Origin of the sequence: Rhizobium sullae (genome assembly GCF_900169785.1) — a bacterium.
In the GTDB taxonomy this organism is placed as follows: domain Bacteria; phylum Pseudomonadota; class Alphaproteobacteria; order Rhizobiales; family Rhizobiaceae; genus Rhizobium; species Rhizobium sullae.
Genome location: NZ_FWER01000005.1, coordinates 135,684 through 154,983, shown reverse-complemented (window position 1 = coordinate 154,983; position 19,300 = coordinate 135,684). Strand labels below are relative to the sequence as shown.

19 protein-coding genes and 1 pseudogene are annotated in these 19,300 nt (G+C 62.2%); 2 read left to right on the top strand and 18 right to left on the bottom strand.

Going from position 1 to position 19,300, the window contains the following annotated elements:
• Window positions 1–20: 20 nt before the first annotated feature.
• The 14 genes and pseudogenes from BN1800_RS07190 to BN1800_RS07125 all read right to left on the bottom strand — a co-directional run bounded on the left by BN1800_RS07190 (window position 21) and on the right by BN1800_RS07125 (window position 14,233).
• Complete coding sequence (locus BN1800_RS07190) at window positions 21–1,049, bottom strand: substrate-binding domain-containing protein (RefSeq protein WP_086995985.1); 1,029 nt, start codon at window positions 1,047–1,049, stop codon at window positions 21–23.
• 303 nt (window positions 1,050–1,352) lie between these two features.
• Window positions 1,353–2,321 (bottom strand): cyclase family protein, encoded by a 969-nt coding sequence (locus BN1800_RS07185; RefSeq protein ID WP_086995982.1) that lies wholly within the window; start codon window positions 2,319–2,321, stop codon window positions 1,353–1,355.
• A 44-nt stretch (window positions 2,322–2,365) separates the two neighbouring features.
• Window positions 2,366–3,737, bottom strand: a pseudogene (locus BN1800_RS07180) (amidase).
• 19 nt (window positions 3,738–3,756) lie between these two features.
• On the bottom strand, window positions 3,757–4,971 hold the full coding sequence (locus tag BN1800_RS07175) for an ABC transporter substrate-binding protein (protein WP_086995979.1): 1,215 nt from the start codon (window positions 4,969–4,971) through the stop codon (window positions 3,757–3,759).
• A complete protein-coding gene (locus BN1800_RS07170) occupies window positions 4,968–6,008 on the bottom strand; it encodes a CobW family GTP-binding protein (RefSeq protein ID WP_086995977.1) in 1,041 nt (346 codons plus the stop codon). Before BN1800_RS07170 ends, BN1800_RS07175 begins: the two co-directional genes overlap by 4 nt.
• Window positions 6,001–6,333, bottom strand: coding sequence for a hypothetical protein (locus tag BN1800_RS07165; RefSeq protein ID WP_086995974.1), 333 nt, complete (start codon window positions 6,331–6,333; stop codon window positions 6,001–6,003). The genes BN1800_RS07170 and BN1800_RS07165 overlap by 8 nt, the downstream gene beginning before the upstream one ends.
• A 12-nt stretch (window positions 6,334–6,345) precedes the next feature.
• The gene (locus BN1800_RS07160) at window positions 6,346–7,227 is read right to left on the bottom strand and encodes a polysaccharide deacetylase family protein (RefSeq protein ID WP_086995970.1); all 882 of its coding nucleotides are present in this window, start codon (window positions 7,225–7,227) and stop codon (window positions 6,346–6,348) included.
• Window positions 7,228–7,280: 53 nt separating this feature from the next.
• On the bottom strand, window positions 7,281–8,390 hold the full coding sequence (locus BN1800_RS07155) for an ABC transporter ATP-binding protein (RefSeq protein ID WP_086996011.1): 1,110 nt from the start codon (window positions 8,388–8,390) through the stop codon (window positions 7,281–7,283).
• Between the two features lie 107 nt (window positions 8,391–8,497).
• Complete coding sequence (locus BN1800_RS07150) at window positions 8,498–9,733, bottom strand: ABC transporter substrate-binding protein (protein ID WP_086995968.1); 1,236 nt, start codon at window positions 9,731–9,733, stop codon at window positions 8,498–8,500.
• Window positions 9,734–9,836: 103 nt separating this feature from the next.
• Window positions 9,837–10,610: an SDR family NAD(P)-dependent oxidoreductase gene (locus BN1800_RS07145; protein ID WP_086995965.1), complete on the bottom strand. Its 774-nt coding sequence runs from the start codon at window positions 10,608–10,610 to the stop codon at window positions 9,837–9,839.
• Window positions 10,611–10,623: 13 nt separating this feature from the next.
• A complete protein-coding gene (locus BN1800_RS07140; protein ID WP_086995963.1) occupies window positions 10,624–11,361 on the bottom strand; it encodes an SDR family NAD(P)-dependent oxidoreductase in 738 nt (245 codons plus the stop codon).
• Window positions 11,361–12,206, bottom strand: coding sequence for an ABC transporter permease (locus BN1800_RS07135; RefSeq protein ID WP_086995960.1), 846 nt, complete (start codon window positions 12,204–12,206; stop codon window positions 11,361–11,363). The genes BN1800_RS07140 and BN1800_RS07135 overlap by 1 nt, the downstream gene beginning before the upstream one ends.
• A 1-nt stretch (window position 12,207) precedes the next feature.
• Entirely contained in the window at window positions 12,208–13,107 is a 900-nt protein-coding gene (locus tag BN1800_RS07130; protein ID WP_086995957.1) for an ABC transporter permease, read from the bottom strand.
• 37 nt (window positions 13,108–13,144) lie between these two features.
• Window positions 13,145–14,233, bottom strand: coding sequence for an ABC transporter ATP-binding protein (locus BN1800_RS07125; RefSeq protein ID WP_179213758.1), 1,089 nt, complete (start codon window positions 14,231–14,233; stop codon window positions 13,145–13,147).
• 174 nt (window positions 14,234–14,407) lie between these two features.
• Here BN1800_RS07125 and BN1800_RS07120 point away from each other — a divergent pair, with 174 nt between their 5' ends.
• On the top strand, window positions 14,408–14,755 hold the full coding sequence (locus BN1800_RS07120; RefSeq protein WP_086995951.1) for a hypothetical protein: 348 nt from the start codon (window positions 14,408–14,410) through the stop codon (window positions 14,753–14,755).
• A 41-nt stretch (window positions 14,756–14,796) separates the two neighbouring features.
• Window positions 14,797–15,816 (top strand): GntR family transcriptional regulator, encoded by a 1,020-nt coding sequence (locus tag BN1800_RS07115; RefSeq protein ID WP_086995948.1) that lies wholly within the window; start codon window positions 14,797–14,799, stop codon window positions 15,814–15,816.
• Window positions 15,817–15,838: 22 nt separating this feature from the next.
• Here BN1800_RS07115 and BN1800_RS07110 read toward each other — a convergent pair whose 3' ends face one another.
• Genes BN1800_RS07110 through BN1800_RS07095 form a run of 4 tightly spaced genes read right to left on the bottom strand, consistent with a single transcriptional unit; the run spans window position 15,839 to window position 19,299 of the window.
• A complete protein-coding gene (locus BN1800_RS07110; protein WP_086995945.1) occupies window positions 15,839–16,810 on the bottom strand; it encodes a 5-oxoprolinase subunit C family protein in 972 nt (323 codons plus the stop codon).
• On the bottom strand, window positions 16,800–17,675 hold the full coding sequence (locus BN1800_RS07105; RefSeq protein ID WP_086995942.1) for a 5-oxoprolinase subunit B family protein: 876 nt from the start codon (window positions 17,673–17,675) through the stop codon (window positions 16,800–16,802). The genes BN1800_RS07110 and BN1800_RS07105 overlap by 11 nt, the downstream gene beginning before the upstream one ends.
• Window positions 17,675–19,060 (bottom strand): acetyl-CoA carboxylase biotin carboxylase subunit, encoded by a 1,386-nt coding sequence (locus BN1800_RS07100; protein ID WP_086995940.1) that lies wholly within the window; start codon window positions 19,058–19,060, stop codon window positions 17,675–17,677. The genes BN1800_RS07105 and BN1800_RS07100 overlap by 1 nt, the downstream gene beginning before the upstream one ends.
• The gene (locus BN1800_RS07095; protein WP_086995937.1) at window positions 19,057–19,299 is read right to left on the bottom strand and encodes an acetyl-CoA carboxylase; all 243 of its coding nucleotides are present in this window, start codon (window positions 19,297–19,299) and stop codon (window positions 19,057–19,059) included. Before BN1800_RS07095 ends, BN1800_RS07100 begins: the two co-directional genes overlap by 4 nt.
• Window position 19,300: the final 1 nt, after the last annotated feature.

The window sequence follows — 19,300 nt, the reverse complement described above, 5'->3', positions numbered from 1 at the left end:
GGACGGCAATCCACAGAAGCTTATTCCTCGATGCCCTTCGTGCCGCGACGCTTCAAGTACTTGTCCCAGTAGAAGTCGTCGGCATTTTCCGCCGTCACAATGGACAGGCCGTTATCGACGACCGGAATGCTCATCGGGTTGAAGCCGGAGCGCTTGGCGTCGTTCATCGGGTCTATCAGTTCCGGATGCTTGGCGAACCACAGCAGCATGAAGCCCATATAGCCCTGCATGCCCTGGTTCGGGTTGATCGAGCCGAAGACTTCACCGGCCTTGATCATGTCGAGGATGTTGGCATTGACGTCCGCGCACATGACGAGGACCTTGCCGCCGCTTTCCTTGCTTGCCTGCGCGGCGCCGATCGCCGAGTTCGCTTCGGGCATGAAGACCGCGCCGAGATTCGGATTGGCCTGAATAAGGCTCGAAAGCCCCTGATAGGCCTTGGTCGGGTCCTGATTGGAAGCCGCGCGACCGACGAGCTTCATGTCCGGCCACTTCTCTTCCATGCGGGCGATAAAGGCGACGATGCGCTTGTCATGGTTGTCCTGGCCCGGATTTTCGAGAACCGCATATTCGCCCTTGCCGCCCATCTTCTCGGCGATCGCGTCGGCGGCATAGGTGCCTTCGCGGGTGTTGTCCGAGGTAATGAAGGAGACGCGCTTGGAAAGCGGGGAGTCGGCCGCAAACGTGGCGACCGCTGTGCCCTGGTCGATCGCGCGGTTGATCGGCTCGATGAACGGATCGGAGTTCATCGGATGCACGAGAATGCCGGCCGGGTTCTGTGCCAAGGCTTGGTCGAAGGTGGCGATCTGCTTGTTGACGTCATATTCCGGCGTGCCGGTATATTCCGTCTCACAGCCGAGCTGCCGGCCGGCCTGCTTGAACATTTCATAGACGGGGAACCAGTATTCCACGCCCGACACCATGACGTTCATGACGTATTTTTCGCCCGGCTTGCAGCGGAACGGGTTTTCCGTTTCGGCGGCCGCGGAACCTGCAAAAAGCGTTGCCGTAAGGACCGCCATCGCGGTCGTGCTGAGAAAAGTGCGCAAGTGTCCTCCTCGAGGCCGAAGCCCCTCCCAAAAGCCCGAAGGCGCCAAATCGACGCCGGTGATCGCTGTGATGACCGGATTTCCTCCTCGAAGTCCGGTATGGACAGCTAAACGCAAGCCGCAGCGCATGTCAATATAATTCATGTTGTGAATTATAATTCACGCTCACGATCACGCTGATCGACCTTCGGCTGAAGGTTCCTTCGCAAACGCCGCGTCAAGTAAACATCCAAACCGCTAGGAAATGGATTTCAGAATGCAGAATCCTCTGGAATATCCCGGCGGGCGATTTCTACCCCGAGCTCAGTTTAGCGGCATCGCCACCGGTCGCATCGGCGCGCCGGTTGCTCCGCGCAATTTGATGCATGCACCAAAAAAGGCGAATTCGTAACGCTTCTCGCCGGCCAACTCCTCAAGATAGGCCATTTCGAGGATCGGCACGGCCGCTTCCGCCAGCAGATAGGTATGAACGGGGAAGAAGTTGAGCTCGTGTGCCGACGGCGTCTGCTCCAGCGTCAGGTTGTCGGCGCCGATCATGATTGCCCCGTGCTTGGCGATATATTCCGCACCGTCGCGGTTGAGGCCGGGCGTGTTCCTGGTGAAGGCCATGTCGGGCCACAGCAGCATCTGGCCGGTGCGCAGCAGCACCACGTCGCCGGGCAGGATCTTCAGCCCCTGCTTCTTCAGGCAGCCCTCGATATCGGCCTTGCCGATCGGGTGGCTCGGCGGCAACGTGTCGACGCCGTGCATGGCCGCGATATCAAGGAGAATGCCGCGTGCGAAAATCGGCGGATATTTTTCCGGACCGCAAATATCCCAGGCGCGGCTGCCCAGGTGATCCCGCGCCGTGAACCCATTGAAAATCTCGCCGTTGTAGCCGAAGTGGTTGAACGTATCGATATGCGTGCCGCAATGGGTGTACATCGAGATACTGTCGCCGGAATAGGCGACGAGTTCGTTCTGTTCGCGCGTCACGCCCATCGTGTTGGCGACGATTTCGCCCTGCGGCGTGTGGGTCATCCAGATCTGGTAGGGCTGGTCACCGGCGCCGAACCAGCCGGGCATGCCGACGAAATGGTCGACCGACAGGTCGAAGACCCTCGAGGCATCGGTACGGCCGATTATCGCCGAGCGTGACTTGGCGTCGATGAGGTTCAGCATGCCGATCTCGTCATCGTTTCCGTAAGGGCTCTTCGTCACCTTATGGAATTCGGCATTGTAGGCGATGATCTTGCTCTTGGTCGCTTCGTCGACATAACATGCCATGCACATTGCAAGTCTCCTTGTTCATCTTCGCAGCGCCGGAGCTGCCGACTTCAGATCGTTTCGCCACGAACGACCGGTTCGGCCGAGAGCGCCACCGACAGCAGCCGCTCGTCGGCGTGCGCCAGTCCAGACAGCAGAAAGCCGACCGGCATGCCGGCGTCGCCCGTGCCGCAGGGGATCGACACCCCGCACCAATCGAGGAAATTGCCGAGCAGCGTGTTGCGCAGTGTCTTGTGGTTAGTCGTGACGAAGAGGGTCATCGGTCTTCAGCGGCTCGACAGGCGGCGCCACATGCGCAACGGTCGGAAAGGCGATCAGGCGGTCGCCGACCAGCCGGTCCACCGCCTCGATCAGCCGCGTGCGGGCAGAGAGAATGTCGAGGTAGTGCGAAAGGGTGATCTTCTCGCCGAAACTGGTGCGCGAGACTACACGCGGGTCGATCAGCCCGGCGTCCGGTCCGGTGATACGCGACCGATGCAGCCAGTAGGCCTCTGCCGTCACCAAGGCCCCGTGGCTCGCCATCAGTTGCAGAATTTCCGCGAAGGCCGGGATCTCCAGCCGCGTGAACGCGACGCCGGCGGCGGACATACGCTCGACCGCCGCTTCGAAGGCCGCGACAACGCCCGGCTCGGCATCGTCGAAGACGACATTGCTGGGGATGACCACCTCCAGCCCGGCGAGCGGGTGACGATTGCTCGTCGGTGCGGTTGCCCCGCGCATTGCCGCGTCGATCCATGCGGCATCCTGCACCGAGCGGCAGAGCGGCCCGAGCGAATCCAGGCTGCCGGCAAGCGGAAATACACCCGTCATCGGATAACGCCCGCGCGTCGCCTTGTAGCCGACGATACCGTTCAGCGCCGCCGGGATGCGCACCGAGCCGCCTGTGTCGGAGCCGATCGAGACTGGCACGAGACCGGCCGCCACCGCCACGCCCGAACCGGAGGACGAGCCGCCCGGGATGCGGGCGACATCAGTGCTGCGGGGGTTTTTCGGCGTGCCGAAATGCGGATTGATCCCGAGGCCGGAAAAGGCGAACTCGCTCATGTTGACCCGGCCCGCTGCCACCATGCCGGCGGCAGCCAGCGCAGAGACAACGGCGGCATCGGCCGCAGCCGGTGCCTCGTCGCGAAGAAGCAGCCTGGACCCTGCTGACGTGACGCTGCCGGCAACGTCGAAAAGATCCTTCCAGGCAACGGGAATGCCTTCGAGCCGGCCAAGAGAACGGCCATCCTTCAGCCGCTTGGATGAAGCATGCGCCTCGGCCATCGCCCGCTCACGCGTCAGCGAGATGAAGACCGTCTTGTCGTCATGGCTTTCTATCGCGTCGAAGACCTGTTCCGCCACAGCGACGGGATCGACGCTGCCACCCTGGATGAGGGTGGAGAGCTGGGCGATCGAGCGAGCGCCGTAAGAGAGTTTCATTCTATCTTTTCCACTTTGCTCACGCCGCCACGAACTGCACCCAGCGGCGCACCAGGTAATTGTGTTCATCCATGGTCGTGTTCCAGACGGCGATCGAGTTGGCGCGCTGCCAGTAGGAGCCACCGCTACGCACCGCACCTGCCTTGATGCGGAGGAGCCCGTCAGGCCCCGGCAAGTCCGTCGCAGCCGGCAGACCTTCGTACCAATAGTCCCATTCGGCCGGCGTCATGTGTGGCCGCGAGCGTCCCGGCGTCGACATGTAATAGCCCTGCCGGGCCACCACCGCGCCGGGCCAGCCGGAGATCCACCAGTTGAGATAGTCGTAGGCCGCATCGAGCATCCGGCCGGAAAGCCGCTTCGAAAGGCAGAGCCCGCCATGCCAGGCGCGGTAGCCCTCGGCGGGATTGGCGAGTTCGACGGGGAAGCCACGCAGGTTCAGTTTGCTGATGCCGAGCGACCACATCGACTGGATCTGCGTGTCGCTCTTCGTCATCAGGTTCGCCGCGTCCTCGGCCGAACGCCAGAAGCCGCGGAAGAAGCCGGCCTTCTTGCGCTCTTCGAGAATATCCAGCAGCCGGTCGATCTCCTCGATGCTCATGTTGCCGAGGTTGTCGAAGGTCATCAGCCCAGCCGACTGCGCGGCAAGTGCTGCGTCGAAGATGCCGATCGCCGGCTCGTTGACGAGGGCAGCGCGACCATGCCAGCGCGGGTCGAGCAGTGCTGCCCAGGAGATCATCTGGTTGGAATTTGCCGCATCCGTCCGGTAGGCGAAGCTGTCGAAATTATGCGTCGTCGGCAGCATCGAGATGCGTTGCGAGGGCGTTTCGGCAAGCGCCAGGTTCGGTTGCACGAAAAGCTTGGTCACCGGCGCATCGCCCTGCCCGATCCGCGCATTTGGTCCAATGCGGCCCGTTTTCGTCAGATCGGTGATCTCGTCCCAGAGCGTGATCCGCTCGATCTCGATCGGCTGCACAGCGCGCCAGTACCAAACGATGTCGAGGTTGTGGAAGCATTGGTCGTAGATGTCATAGGTCATCGGCTCCAGCGCCGCCTTGTGCTGGGCCGTCATGAAGTCCTGATTGTCGAATTCGATATCCATGCCGAGATCGCGCTCGGCACCGAGCCGAAGTTCTTCGAGAAGCGAAATCGCCGTGCCGAGGATGCGCAGCTTGATCCGGCCCTCTGTATGAAGGGCGGGCGTCGGAAAGCTCTTCGGTGTCGGCATTTTTCTCATGGCTGCAGTTCCTCGATCCGCCGCGGCGCGACTTGAGCCACGCCGAGCCCATTGAAGGCGTCAAACGATCGCTCGATCGCCGCGGGCGCGATGCCGTCGACGATGAAGACGATGCGGGAACGCCTGTCCCCGCCGGGCCAGGATTGCATATGAACGGGCGTATGGACCAGATGCTGCACGCCGTGGATCGCCACGGGAAAGTCTTCGCCCTCGATGTTGAGAATACCCTTGACCCGAAGGATACGGTCGCCGTGCCGATTGAGGAGCATGGTCAGCCAGATCCCGAAAGCGGTCCAGTCGACCGTGCCTTCGCTCACCAGCACGAAGGACCGGATGCCGCCGGAATGTTCGCCGGCAAGAGCCGGCCCCGGGTCGTCGCAATAGAAGCCGCCCGGTGACTGCATCGCCTCGGCGCGGCCGGTTGTCATGTCCTCCAGCAGATTGATGACATCGTCCGACGCCAGGACAATCGGCGCGTCCGGATTGATCTGCCGGATCATCGCCGTAACCCGCGCGACCTGGCCAGCCTCGGCGATATCGGCCTTGGTCAGCACCAAAAGGTCGGCCACCGCCACCTGCCGCATCGGTTCGCGATAGGCGGCAAGCTGCCTCCCCGCATTGACGGTATCGACGGTGGCAATCACGCCCGAGGACCGGAAATGATGCCGCAGAACCGGATCGGCCTTCAACGTGGAAAGAACTGGGAAAGGATCGGCAAGCCCGGTGCTCTCGATGACGATCCTGTCGAAGGGCGCGACGATGCCGCGCTCGCGCTTCGAATGGAGATCGCGGATCGCATCGGCCAGTTCGCCCCGCACCGTGCAGCAAAGGCAACCGGATTGTAAAAGCACCATGTTGTCGTCGATGCGCTCGAGCAGGTGATGATCGAGCCCGACCTCGCCGAATTCATTGATCAGCACAGCGGCGTTCGAGAGCGCCGGATCGGTCAGCAGACGGCGCAGCAGTGTCGTCTTGCCGGACCCGAGAAAACCGGTCAGCAACGTCACGGGCGTGAAGGCCGGAAACGCATCAGCCATGGCGGTTCGCCTCCAGCCCGTCGACAAGCGGCTCGGCCAGCGGATCGAGCGGCCGGCCCGCAAGCCGCTCGGCCGCCGGCCACAGATGTCCGAGATCTTCGATGATCTCGGTCTTTCCGGTCCGGGTCGACAGCAGGAAGGAGGATCCCTGCCAGTCGGAGATGGAGAGACCGAAGGCGTCGAGAATGCGGTTGGCGATCGCAACACGGCGGGCGCGCTCGCGCCGGCGGTCGATCCGCTCGCCGGAGCGGGTATAGACCCCGGGCCGCGCGACCGCGTCGGCCCAGTGCTCGTTGCCACCCAGAATGCCGCAGAGCGAACACATCGGCTTTGCCTCTTACTTCTTGCGCGGGAAGCGGTTGGCGAAGTCGTCGGCGATCTCGTTCATCGTCACGAACTTGACGCCGGGATGCTTGATCATATGGGCGTAAAGACGCTCCAGCATCATCAGAACCTGCGGCCGACCGGCGACATCAGGGTGGATCGTGATCGGGAAGACGGCGTAATCCATTTCGCGATAGACCCAGTCGAACTGGTCGCGCCACATCTGCTCGATGTCGTGCGGGTTGACAAAGCCGTGGCTGTTGGGTGCCTTCTTGATGAACATCATCGGCGGCAGGTCGTCGAGATACCAGGATGCCGGGATCTCGATCAGGTCTGTCTCGTGACCGCGCTTCAGCGGCACCATCCAGTCCGACGGCTTCTTCGAATAGTCGATCTTGGTCCAGCTGTCGCCGACGCGGACATAGTACGGCGTGAAGTCGTTATGCATGAGCGAATGGTCGTACTTGATGCCACGCTCGAGCAGCAGTTCGTTGGTGACGTTGGAGAATTCCCACCAGGGCGCCACATAGCCGGTCGGTCGCTTGCCGGAAAGCTTGGCGACGAGCTCGATGCACTTGTCGAGCACCTCCGTCTCCTGCTCGCGCGTCATGGCGATCGGGTTTTCATGAGTGTAACCATGGATGCCGATCTCGTGGCCGGCATCGGCGACGGCCTGCATCTGCTCCGGGAACGTCTCGATCGAGTGGCCGGGGATGAACCAGGTGGTCTTGATGCCGAAGCGCTCGAACAGCTTCAACAGCCGTGGGCTGCCGACTTCGCCGGAAAACAGGCCCCGCGAGATATCGTCCGGCGAATCTTCGCCGCCATACGAGCCGAGCCAGCCGGCAACGGCGTCCACGTCGATGCCGAAGCTGCAGAAGATTTCTTTTGCCATTGCGGGGTCTCCTTGTGATGTTCTCGTTGGTCCGGCTTTGATCGGCCGGCTTTTCAGTGGGCGGGAATGACGGTGGCATTTTCGGGCTTGAAGGCGAGCGTGACCGGCGCATCGACCGGAAACGCGCCGGGTGGATACTTGTCGACATGGGCTTCGAGCGCCAGCATACGTCCATCCGGCAGGACGACCGAAAGATGCGAAATATGCCCGACGACCTCGAAGCGGCGGATCCTGGCATCGATGATATTGCCGCTGGAGGCCTCAACGATCGCGTCGCGGCCGCCCTTGTCGAGCGCATGCACCTCGACGGCTTCGGCAGGGATCACGACGCTCACCGCATCTCCGTCTGCGACCGCGCCATTGGCATCGCCGGCGAGAAGGCCAAGCGGCGTGTCGACCATGACATGTCCCTTTTCGTGGCCCTTGACCGCACCCTTGAAGATCGTGTTGCGGCCGATGAACTGCGCGACAAAAGGCGTGTTCGGCCGCGTATAAAGCTGATGCGGTGGGCTGATCTGTTCGATCCGGCCTTGGTTCATCACGACGATCCGGTCGGAAAGCGCCAGCGCCTCGGATTGGGCGTGCGTAACGAAAACGAACGTCACGCCGAGCTCGCGTTGCAGCAGTTTCAATTCGCTTTGGATCGTCTTGCGCAGGTTGGCGTCCAGGGCGCCAAGCGGCTCATCGAGCAGCAGGATATCAGGCTCGACTACCAGGCCGCGCGCAAGCGCGATGCGCTGGCGCTGGCCGCCGGAAAGCTTGTCGCATCGCTTGTCGGCGACGTCCTCGAGACCGAGTTTGGCGACGATGCGGTCGACCTTCGCATTGCGCTGGGCCTTCTCGATGCGCTTCACGTCGAGGCCGTAACCGATATTGTTGCGCACAGTCATATGCGGGAAGAGCGCATAATTTTGGAAGATCATCGAGGTCGGCCGCTGAGCCGGGCCGATATCGTTGATCCGCTCGCCCCTGACCATCAGATTGCCGGAGGAGATGCTTTCTAAGCCGGCGATCATCCGCAGCGTCGTCGTCTTGCCGCAGCCGGACGGGCCGAGGAACGCGATGAACTCGCCCTTGTCGACGGTGAGGTTGAAATCGATCACGGCCGGCGTTCCGTTATCGTAGACCTTGCCGATCTGGTAGAGTTCGAGGTCATGTATCATGTCGATCATTCCGGGTTGCGGGTGGAAGGACAGGCGACCGGAGCCGCCTGCCAGGTGGCGCCCTCACCGCATCTCGCGTGGGATGCCCGGGCGCTGGGAGTAACACATCAAGCGCTGAGGAATTCGTCCCACTTCTGGATGAGGTGATCGTATTCGTCCGGCCACTGGTGCCAGTAGGCGACGTTTGCCGCGCGGGTCTCGAGCGAACCGCCGTCGCGCAGATCGCCCTCCTTGATGCCGCGCTCAGCCGCACCGACCCACGGCTTGCCTTCGTACCAGAAGGCATATTTCTCCGGTGCCATCTTCTCCTTGATGTTGGTGGTCGGCGAATAATAGCCCTGCTCGGACACCGTGATGCCTGGTTCGCCCGACAGCCAGTAATCCGCATAGGCGACAACGGCTTCCTTGTTCGGCGTGCCCTTCAGCATGGTGTTGCCAATGGACCAGGCGCGATAGCCTTCCTTCGGAATGGCATATTTGCAAGGCTTTCCCTGCGCCTTGACGGCCATGACCGCCGGCTGCCAAGCGTCGCAGACGACGATTTCGCCGGATGCCAGGAAGTTGACGAGTTCGCCGAAATCGCCCCAGAGCGCACGGAACTGGCCTTCCTTCTTTTTCGAGATCAGGAACTTCGCGGCTTCGTCGATTTCCGCGGCGGTCGGATTTCCGGGGTTCTTGACATTGGAGAGACCAAGCGTGTTCATCGCCATGACCGCCTGGCCGAAGGCCGTCAGCGGGTCAGTGTTGAGGCCGGATTTGCCCTTGTACTTGCTGTCGAAGATCGCCGTCCAGCTGTTGGCTTCCTCGTCGGAGAGTACCTCCGGATTATAACCGACCGAGTCGAAGTTGAAGACCGAAGGCACCATCCAGAGCGCCGTCTGCGTCTCGTCCGTCCAGATCTGGCCGACGATCTGCGCCTCGGCATCGAACTTCGGATCCGGTTTGGTGAAGATCTCCCGGATATTCGACCAGCTCTTCAGGCCCGAGGTTTCAATTGGGTCTGCGTTGTCGGTCATGACGACGGAAGGAAGACGTTCGCCGATCGTTTCCCAGACGTCATAGTCCTTCGAACCGGAGAGGATGCGGGTCTGCGCGTCCGAGAAGGTCGCCGCCGTGCCGGACGTCGTGCCGACGCCGCTTGCCGCCTTGAAGTCGGCCAGGATGCGTTCCTGCACGGTGACCGAAAGGCCGATCGTGCGCAGCTGCTCGCCGGCGAGGCTGGCGGCCTGCGCATAGGCTGCCCGCGAAGAGAGGAAGTGCGTGCCGCCGCCGATGGCAAGCGCCATCGCGCCTGCGGATCGCTTCAGCAGTGAGCGTCGATTCATGTCCATCGAAATTGTCATTGTCGTTCTCCGGTTTTTTTGTTCCCGGGATGGTCTTCATGACCACCCATCGTTCTCGTCCGGCCTCGGCGTCAGGACGGGATCGGTCCTGACGCGCCCGCCGTCAGTATCGGCCCACGAGGAGCCCTCCATCCACGACCAGCGTCTGGCCGGTCATGTATCTTGCGCTGTTTGATGCCAGGAAGACGATCACGTCGGCGATGTCCTCCGGTTCGCCGAGCCGCCCCATCGGGATGAAGGCGCTTGCCGCTTCCGCGCCCTTCGGTCCGAGCGAGTTTTCTTCCGACAGAAGCTGCGCCGTGCGGATGTAGCCGGGCGCCATGCCGTTGACGCGGATGCCGTCGCGAGCAAGTTCGACCGCCAGGCCGCGCACGAGGCCGACGACGCCGGCCTTGGCGGCGGAATAATGCACGTGTTCGTCCCAGCCGTAGGCGACACCCATAATCGAGGAAAGCGCCACCACGGCGCCGGATTTACGTGCCTTCATGCCTGGTGCGGCGGCACGGACCACTCGGAAAACGCCCTTGAGGTCGATGTCCAAGGTCAGCTCCCATTTGTCGTCGTCGAGGACATCGAGCGGTGCTTTGTGGGCGATGCCGGCATTGGCGATGATCACGTCGAGGCGGCCAAAACGCTTCTCCACGTCGGCGACCAGGGCATCGACGGCGGACGTCGACCGGACGTCGAGCTCGATGAATTCGGCCGAGCCGCCTGCATCCTCGATCTCCGCCACGGCCGCGCGCCCCTCGACCTTCAGGACATCCGTGACGATCACGTGGTCGCCAAGCGCGGCGAATGCCTTGGCGGCCGCCTTGCCGATGCCGATGCCGGCGCCGGTGATCAGCACGATGCGGGGTGTCGAGGAGATCGTGGTCATTTTGTTTTCCTGACTAGAGCATGACGTCGCCGGAGTTCGGGCCGAGCGTTTGGCCGACGAACAGGCTGGCGGCGGGAGATGCGAGAAACGAAACGGTGGCGGCGACCTCTTCGGGCTCACCGAAGCGGCCGAGCGGCAGTTCGGCGGCCTTGCGGACCCGCCACTCCTCCGAGAGTTCGCGCACCAGCGGCGTATTGATCGGCCCGGGAGCTACGGCATTGACGCGCACGCCGCGGTTCGAGACCTCGCGCGCGAGCGATTTCGTCATGCCGATGATCGCCGCCTTTGCCCCGGCATAATGGACGAGTTCGATGCCGCCGATCTGGCCGAGCTGCGAAGCGACGTTGACGATGATGCCATCCCCGGCAACGAGCATCGGCGGCAGAGCAAGCTTCGTCATGAGAAAAGTGCCGCGAACATGGATTGCAAACATCCGGTCGAAATCCGCAACCTCGAGGTTCTCGAACAGCGCCTGGTGGACGATGCCGGCACAGTTGACGAGCAGCCGGGGGTGGCCGAAGGCCGAGACTGCGACCTCGTAGACGTTCGCCGTATCCGTCTCGGAAGAAACGTCGCCGGCAACCGCCACGGCCTTGCCGCCGGCTGCCGCGATCTCGTCGGCAACCGCCTGCGCACGGTCGGGGTGGAGGTCGTTGACGATGATGGCGTAACCGTCTTCCGACAGCCGGACGGCGATTGCGCGGCCGATGCCGGATCCGGCGCCCGTGACGATGGCCGAAGGTATCGACATCATGCCTCCTCCTGGATCGCGACGCGCTTGGCACGCCGTATGGAGAGCATCATCAAAATGGCGTACACACCGAGCAGTGCGAAGGAGAAGATCGTCGTCAGCACCCCGAAGGCGAAGACGTTCGGATGCACCTCCACCGAGAAGGTGCCGTAGATGGCGAGCGGTAACGTCAGGTCGCGGCCGGATGCAAACAGCGTGCGCGAGAATTCGTCATAAGACAGAGTGAAGGCGAAGAGCATGGCCGAGAGCACGCCTGGAAAGATCAGCGGGAACGTCACCTTGCGGAATGTGCGCGCCGGCGACACGCCAAGCGACCACGACGCCTCCTCGACGCTCTGATCGAAGCGATTGAGGATCGCCAGCATGACAAGAAAAGCGAAGGGGTACGTGTAGACGACGTGCAGCACGAAAGCGGTTCCCCACCAGTGCCGGTCGATGCCGAGCGCATTGGCCACGAGCGCCATGCCGAGGCCGACCAGAACGCCGGGGACCATCATGCCGAGAACGATCAGGTAGAAGACGACGCCCGAGCCGGGGAACCGGCGACGGAAGGCCTGCGCGGAGGTGACGCCGAGCACTGTGGAGACGATCATCGTCATCACCGAGAGCACCAGCGAGCGGACCAGGGCTTCGTTGATCGGCAGCGGCGCGATGCGCGACGGCGGCGTCAGGCCGAAGAGATGCTTGTACCAGTATGTCGACCATTCGATGATCGGGAACTGTGGTCCGCCTTCCGGCCCTGTCTGGAAGGACAGAATGGCGAGCACCACCATCGGTGCGTAGAGGAAGACTAGGAAGAGCGCCGTGTAGACGCCGAGTGAGAGCTTGATGCCGCCGGCCTGCATGTTAGAGCTCCTTCCTTAGATCAACGACGCGCAGGAGCGCCGCGACGACAACCCCCATGAGCACGGTGAGCACGACACCGACCACGGCGGCGAAGGCCCATTTCAGCGATCCGACCTGTGTGACGATGATGTTGCCGAGAAGGTTCACTTTACGGCCGGAAAGAGCGGCAGCAGTTGCGAATTCACCAAGCACCATGACGGAGACGAAGATCGCGCCGACCACCACGCCCGGCATGGTGAGCGGCAGTATTATGGTGCGGAAGATGCGCCAGAAGCCGGCCCCTAGATCCTGCGCCGCTTCGATGACGCTCTGATCGATGCGGCCCATCATGAAGGCGATCGGCCCGACCATGAAGACGCAGTAGATCTGCGTCATGCCGATGATGACCGACAGTTCGGAGAAGAGCAGCACCTCGATCGGTTGGTTGATGATCCCGAGATTCTGCAGGATGAGGTTGATCGCTCCCTCCTTGCCCAGCATCGGTCGCCAGGCAAGGACGCGGATCAGGAAGGAGGTCCAGAAGGGGATGACGCAGAGGACGAGAAGGGCCGTCTGGATCGTCTTGTTCTTGACGAAGAGGCCGACGTAGAGCGCCGCTGGATAGCCGACGACCAGCGTCGAGGCGAGCACGATCAACCAGATCCTGACCGTCGTCCACAGTGCGCTGAGATAAGTATCCGTGGTAAAGAAGGTCACCCAGCTCTTGATGGTGAGATCCGGGGTGATCTTGAAGGTCGTCTGCGTCCAGAACGACACGTAGATCATCATCAGGATAGGCGTCACCAGAAAAAGCAGCATCCAGATGACGCCCGGCGCCAACAGCCAGAGCGCCTTGCCGGATGCCTTCGTGACCGGTTCCACCGTGGTTTCGGTCTCGGCTGTTGTGGCACTTATCGACATCAATCAGTCTCCGGTCCCGCGCTGCGCGGTAAGAGTGTCAGGCGTAAACGAGGGCATCCCGTCGCTTCCAGACGAGCGCGTAGCGCGACTGCGGCGTGCAGGCGGGCGGCATGCTTTGGCTCAGATGAGATTCCACTTCGAAGACGCGGCCGTCATCGAGCGAGAAGAAGGAATTGATCGCGGCGCCCGAATATTCGTCGGCGACGAAAGTCGCCTCGAGCTTCACCTCGTCATCGGCGACAGGGGCTTCGGCCGGGCGGATCACGACGCGGTCGTAGCGGATGGCGTAGCCGGTGCGGTCGCTGCGGAATTGCGTCTGGTCGCCGAGCGGGAAAGCACCGTAAGGGCCGAGGAAGCTCTCGCCGGCGAGTTGGCCTTCGAAGAGATTGTAGCAGTTGAGGAAACCCGCCACCGGCAGCGATTTTGGCCGGTTGTAGATCGTGTCGGCGTCCGCCGCCTGCGCGATCCGGCCGCTCTCCAGCACCAGCACCATGTCGCCCATGGCAAGCGCTTCGCTCTCGCTGCCGGTCACGTGCAGGAAGGTGACGCCGCAGCGCTCGCGGATCAGCCTGAGCTCGCTGCGCATGCGGGCCCGCAGATTGGCGTCGAGTGCGCCAAGCGGCTCGTCGAGCAGCACCAGTGACGGTTCGGTCACCAGCGTGCGGGCCAGAGCCACGCGCTGCCGCTGACCGCCGGAGATTTGCGCGACGCCGCGATCTTCGAGACCCGATAGGCCGACAAGCGCAATCATGTCCTTGACCCTGGCCTGCACGATACCAGGATCGACCACGGGGTTTTCGACACGGTTTTCCAGCCCGAAGGCGATGTTCTTGGAGACCGACAGATGTGGGAACAGGGCAAAATTCTGGAAGACGAAACCAATGTCGCGTCGGTGCGGTGGCACCGTCTCAATACGCTGGCCCTTAAAAATCACCGTGCCGAGGTCCGGCTGCTCGAAACCGGCGATGACGCGCAGTAGCGTCGTCTTTCCCGATCCGCTCGGCCCCAGAAGCGAAACATAGCTGTCGTTCGGCAGCGACAGGTCGACGCCGTCGAGCGCGTTTAGCGCGCCATAGGTCTTGGTGACGCCTGCGAGCTTGAGAACCGAAGACAAGAGCCTCTCCATTTTGCGTCAGAGACAGATCGCCCGCTCCGCCGCCGCACTCCTGCGATACGGCAGCCGAAACCGTGCGTGCGCAGCGAGGCACACGGCGGAAATCGATCGGCAGTCTGACTTTTTTCTAGTTCACCCTCGGGACACTTCTAGCGGCGTCCCTACTGTGCCGAATTGATGGCATAAATGATTTTTGTATTCAATAGGCTTTTTCTGAAACAGCCCGAGATTTTGTGCAGGGCAACAAAAAATCACAAAAAGGCGGCATTGGATGAGAGGAAGGCCGAAAAACAGGATACGGGATCTCACCTCGATCACGCGCAGTTTTCACGCAAATTTTCGCTAAAAATCGCATATTTCTGCATCAAACGTGCTTTCGTCGCGCAGCCGTTCGCAACTCCCGGCCATTTGCATGGCAAAAAAGGTCGGGATTGGCAGAAAGTACCGCTTCACTCGGCGTCACGTAAAAAAATGCAATTTTGGTATGCAAAAGACATTTATTTTGACATGGTCCAAAACGGCAAAATAAACTAAAGAGAATTCCCACTTTGTTGCCATCCGCTCTTGGATGGAGGATGCCCAGCCCGATGATACGCAATCTCCCAGGACAGACGGCCCAGCGTCGGTACGAGATTGCCGAGCACATCCTGCGCGACAATATCGTCGGCGGGCAGTTGCCGCTGGGTCTGGTTCTGCTTGAGGGGCCGATCGCCGACATTCTCCAAACATCGCGGGCGCCAGTGCAGCGCGCCCTGCTGCGTTTGGAGGCAGATGGCCTCGTCCACCGCTTCCAGGGACGTGGTTTCCTGGTCGGCCCTCAGGATGCGGGTCTCACTCCAAACCGCACTGATATCAAGTCCTTCGGCCTCGTCATCGCCCAGCATGCCGACGAGGCGTTGCAGAGCCGCTCGTCCTGGGCGCGCATCTACAACACCGTCGAGCGCGACGTGGCCGGCTGCGTCGTTTTCGGCCAGTACCGCATCATCGAGATCGAACTCGCCAATCATTTCAAAGTCAGCCGCACGGTGGTGCGCGACGTCCTCAGCCGGCTGCAGGAACGCGGCCTCGTCCGGAAGAACCTGAGTTCCCATTGGATCGCCGGGCCGTTGACAGCCCAGACGATCAAGGATCACTTCACGCTTCGACGCATGCTGGAGCCAGCAGCCCTGAAGGCCGGCGCTGCCGCCGTCAACCGCGAACGCCTGACCGAGCTCTTCACCCGCCTGGCCGGTCTCGAAGCTTCGCAGCCAGTCGATCACCTCGAAAAACTCGAGGAACTTCAGGAGCAGATGATCGACATCTGCGTATTGACGACGGCAAACGAGAAGACCCGCGAGTTGATCCGCAACAACCTCCTGCCTGTCAACGCCGCCGAGCGGCTGCTGCGTCATCTCGGCCTGCCTGATGATCCCACCGCCATCACCGAGATGCGGCTGATCGTCGAACTTCTGATGCGCGGCGCCGTCGACGCGGCCGCCGCCATGCTGGAGACCCATCTCGACGCTTCGGTGAAGCGCATGATCGCCCAGATGAAGATCGTCGCCATCATTCCCGGCCCGAGCGTGACCGCCGACTACCTGACGCGTGTCGAGTGATCGGCCGGCCATCGTTGTCACCTCACGACAGGCTTTGGCGGAGGCGGTCGAGCAGTGCGGCCCGATCGGCCCTCGCCTTCAGCGCCTCGTCCATCGTCACTTCAACGAACCGCGCCGGCGTATGCGGCTGCAGCTGGCCGATGAGGTCCATGTCCGCCGAGATCACCGTGCCGACCATGAAATAGCCGCCGCCGGATACAGCGTCGCGGTGGAGGATAATCGGCTCCGTCCCGCCCGGCACCTGGATCGAGCCGTAGGGGTAGCAGCTGTCGACGATGTTCGACGGATCGGAACCGGCGCCGAAGGGCTGCTTGCGGTCCAGAAATTCGAGCTTGCGCCCGCCGCGGAACCGGTAACCCATGCGGTCGGCCTCAGGCGCCACCTTCCACTCGTCGGCGAAGAAGCTCGCCTTGGCGGCATCCGTCAGCCGGTCCCAGTAGAGCCCCGGCAACACGCGCAGCTCTACCGGCGTTCCGGGCTTGCGCCGCAGCTCTTCGGTGACGCTTTTTCCTTCCTTGGCAAGGTTGGCCTTTCCGACGGGCAGTTCGTCGCCGGCTGCCAGTGCCCTGCCCTTGTAGCCGCCGAGCGCGCCGATCGGATAGGTGGAGCGGCTGCCGAGCGCTTCCGGCACATCGATGCCGCCCGCGACCGCGATCAGGATGCGCGCGCCGGATTTCAGGAGGTCGAAGCTCAGCACCTGGCCGGCCTTGACCTTGAAAGCTGTCCACCCGGGCTGCGCCACGCCGTCGACCTTGGCCGGCATGTCCGCACCGGTGACGGCCACCAGTGTATCCTCGGTGAATTCAAGCTTCGGCCCCATGAAGACCGCCTCAAGACCCGCCGCCCCTTCATCGTTGCCGACGAGCAGATTGGCGGCACGCATGGCGTAGCGGTCCATGGCGCCGCCGATCGGGATGCCGAGGTGGAAATAGCCGGGACGGCCGAGATCCTGGACACTCGTCACCAATCCGTGATGCAACACCTTAATGGCCATTGAGAATGCCCTCCAGCCCCGCGTTGTAGCCGTCGATGTCGTTGCTGAATTCGCGCAGATCGAACCGGACCTCGCGGATCGGTGGGCTGAAAAGCCTCTTTTCGACCTCCTCAACCGCAGTATTGTAACCGTCGCGATCGACCGGCTTGAACTTGACGATATCCCCAGGGCGGAAGAACACCATGAAATCGCGCAGATAACTCGTTTGCTGCGTCGGGTCGAAGATCGGCATCGGCGTGACGCCGAACATCTGGTAGCCGCCGGCGCCACGCACCGAATAGATGCAGCCGAAGCAGCCGCCATGGCCGACCGTCAGTTTGGGCGTATCTGTGCGCGGTCTCAGATATTTCGGCACCTCGATCTGCCGCTGCCGTTCGACCATCTGGTACATGAAGGGCAGCCCGGCCACGAAACCGACCATAGACACGAACCACGGTGAACCCGCATGCGCGGCGATGAAATCCTTGACACCGCTATAGCCGTTGATCCGCGCGGCATAATCGAGGTCCGTTCCGCCAGGCTCCTGGTGCCGTTCGCGAAAGCGCATCAGCGTCTCGTGTGTCCACGGATCGTTGTAAAAGACCGGAATTTCGATGATGCGGGTCTTCAGGACCGGCTCTGATTTTTCTGCCGCGCCCTCGATCGCCTGCACCTCCCGCAGGATGTCGTCCGGTTTGATGAGATCAGGATTGAATTTCACTTGGAACGAGGCATTTGCCGGGCAGATCTCGGTGACACCCTTGATCTGGCTTTCCCGAACCGCTGTCGCCATCGACAGGCTCTTGAAGAAGGCCTCGAGCGACATCTCGCTGCTGCATTCGACGAACAGGTGCTCATCACCTCCGAACGTATATCGCGCAGGCATCAGGCAACCTCCTGGGTCGGGCTGGCCAGAGCAGGAAAATCATGCTCCAGCCATTGTTCGAGAAAGCGGGTATGGATGGCACCCTTGGCGACGCTTGCGTCACGGGCGAGCGCCAGATGCAGCGCTGCCGTCGTCGGTACGCCTTCGATCGTGAGAGCCGTCAGCGCCGCGGCGAGCTTTTCAAGGCAGGCCTTGCGTGTCTCTGCGTGGACGATGAGCTTGCCGAGCAGGGAATCGTAGAAGGGTGGAATCGTGTAGCCCTCATAGAGCATCGTATCGAACCGGATGCCCTCGCCTTCCGGCACGGAAAGCGACGTGATCGTACCCGGCGATGGCTGGAAGGCTTTGAAGGGATCCTCGGCATTGATGCGGCACTCGATCGCATGGCCGCTGACCACGATGTCTCGCTGGGCGACCGAAATCGCCGCACCACCCGCGACCTTGAACATCTCCTGCACCAGGTCGAACCCGGTGATCATCTCGGTCACAGGATGCTCGACCTGGATGCGGGTGTTGACCTCGATGAAGTAGAAGTCACCCGTTTCGTCGTCATAGAGATATTCGACCGTGCCGGCGCCGCGATAGCCGACCTCGCGCGCAAGTGCCACGGCGCTCATGCAAAGCCGTTCGCGCATGTCGGCTGGCAGCAGGAAGGCGGTTGCCTCTTCCCACACCTTCTGGCGCCGCCGCTGCAGCGAGCATTCGCGTTCGTAGAAATGTACGAAATTCTGGCCATCGCCGAAAATCTGCACCTCAACGTGCCGGGCGCGGGCGATGACCTTTTCCATATAAAGTCCCCCGTCGCCGAACGCGGCCAGCGCCTCTGCCGAGGCAAGCGGAAACTGCTGTTCCAGCTCGGCGATACTATCCACGATGCGGATACCACGTCCGCCGCCGCCGGCCGCGGCCTTGATCATGACAGGAAAACCGATCTCATCTGCGAGTAGCCGCGCGTCGTCGAACCCGGCGACACGCCCATCACTGCCAGGCACTGTCGGCACGCCGGCGCGTTTCGCCACCTGTCGCGCCGCAACCTTGTCGCCGAGCATGCGGATAGCATCACCGGAGGGACCTATGAAGATCATGCCAGCGTCGCGCACCGCATCCGCGAAATCGCCGTTTTCGGATAGAAAGCCGTAACCAGGATGCACGGCATCGACGCCGGCGGCCTTGGCGGCGGCGATCACCGCCTCGATGTTGAGATAGGATTTCTTCGGCGCCGGCGGGCCGATGTTCACTGCCTCATCGGCGAGCCGCACCGCCAGCATATCCGCGTCTGCTGCGCTGTGCACCTGCACGGTCCGGATGCCGAGTGCCTTCGCCGCCTTGATGACGCGAACGGCGATCTCCCCGCGATTGGCGATGAGCACCGAGCCGATTGTCATACTTCGAGCTCCGCAATGACCTGCCCGGCCATAACGGGCTCCTCATTGTCGACGAGGAAGGTGATCGCCCTGCCGGAAACACCGGCCGGGACTTCCTGGAATGTCTTCATTACCTCTATCACGCCGATCGTCTCGGCCTCGGTGACGTCATCACCGTTCCCCTTGAAGGGCGGAGCATCCGGCGCGGAAGCCCGGTAGAAGGTGCCCGGCAGGGGCGAACGGATTTCAATCTTGCTCATG

Bases quoted from the DNA above. Each gene is read 5' to 3' on its own strand.
- BN1800_RS07125 (WP_179213758.1), bottom strand. From the start codon at position 14,233: ATGGAGAGGCTCTTGTCTTCGGTTCTCAAGCTCGCAGGCGTCACCAAG.
- BN1800_RS07155 (WP_086996011.1), bottom strand. From the start codon at position 8,390: ATGATACATGACCTCGAACTCTACCAGATCGGCAAGGTCTACGATAAC.
- BN1800_RS07145 (WP_086995965.1), bottom strand. From the start codon at position 10,610: ATGACCACGATCTCCTCGACACCCCGCATCGTGCTGATCACCGGCGCC.
- BN1800_RS07160 (WP_086995970.1), bottom strand. From the start codon at position 7,227: ATGGCAAAAGAAATCTTCTGCAGCTTCGGCATCGACGTGGACGCCGTT.
- BN1800_RS07140 (WP_086995963.1), bottom strand. From the start codon at position 11,361: ATGTCGATACCTTCGGCCATCGTCACGGGCGCCGGATCCGGCATCGGC.
- BN1800_RS07110 (WP_086995945.1), bottom strand. From the start codon at position 16,810: ATGGCCATTAAGGTGTTGCATCACGGATTGGTGACGAGTGTCCAGGAT.
- BN1800_RS07170 (WP_086995977.1), bottom strand. From the start codon at position 6,008: ATGGCTGATGCGTTTCCGGCCTTCACGCCCGTGACGTTGCTGACCGGT.
- BN1800_RS07185 (WP_086995982.1), bottom strand. From the start codon at position 2,321: ATGTGCATGGCATGTTATGTCGACGAAGCGACCAAGAGCAAGATCATC.
- BN1800_RS07100 (WP_086995940.1), bottom strand. From the start codon at position 19,060: ATGACAATCGGCTCGGTGCTCATCGCCAATCGCGGGGAGATCGCCGTT.
- BN1800_RS07095 (WP_086995937.1), bottom strand. From the start codon at position 19,299: ATGAGCAAGATTGAAATCCGTTCGCCCCTGCCGGGCACCTTCTACCGG.
- BN1800_RS07175 (WP_086995979.1), bottom strand. From the start codon at position 4,971: ATGAGAAAAATGCCGACACCGAAGAGCTTTCCGACGCCCGCCCTTCAT.
- BN1800_RS07150 (WP_086995968.1), bottom strand. From the start codon at position 9,733: ATGACAATTTCGATGGACATGAATCGACGCTCACTGCTGAAGCGATCC.
- BN1800_RS07120 (WP_086995951.1), top strand. From the start codon at position 14,408: ATGATTTTTGTATTCAATAGGCTTTTTCTGAAACAGCCCGAGATTTTG.
- BN1800_RS07115 (WP_086995948.1), top strand. From the start codon at position 14,797: ATGCCCAGCCCGATGATACGCAATCTCCCAGGACAGACGGCCCAGCGT.
- BN1800_RS07135 (WP_086995960.1), bottom strand. From the start codon at position 12,206: ATGCAGGCCGGCGGCATCAAGCTCTCACTCGGCGTCTACACGGCGCTC.
- BN1800_RS07130 (WP_086995957.1), bottom strand. From the start codon at position 13,107: ATGTCGATAAGTGCCACAACAGCCGAGACCGAAACCACGGTGGAACCG.
- BN1800_RS07105 (WP_086995942.1), bottom strand. From the start codon at position 17,675: ATGCCTGCGCGATATACGTTCGGAGGTGATGAGCACCTGTTCGTCGAA.
- BN1800_RS07165 (WP_086995974.1), bottom strand. From the start codon at position 6,333: ATGTGTTCGCTCTGCGGCATTCTGGGTGGCAACGAGCACTGGGCCGAC.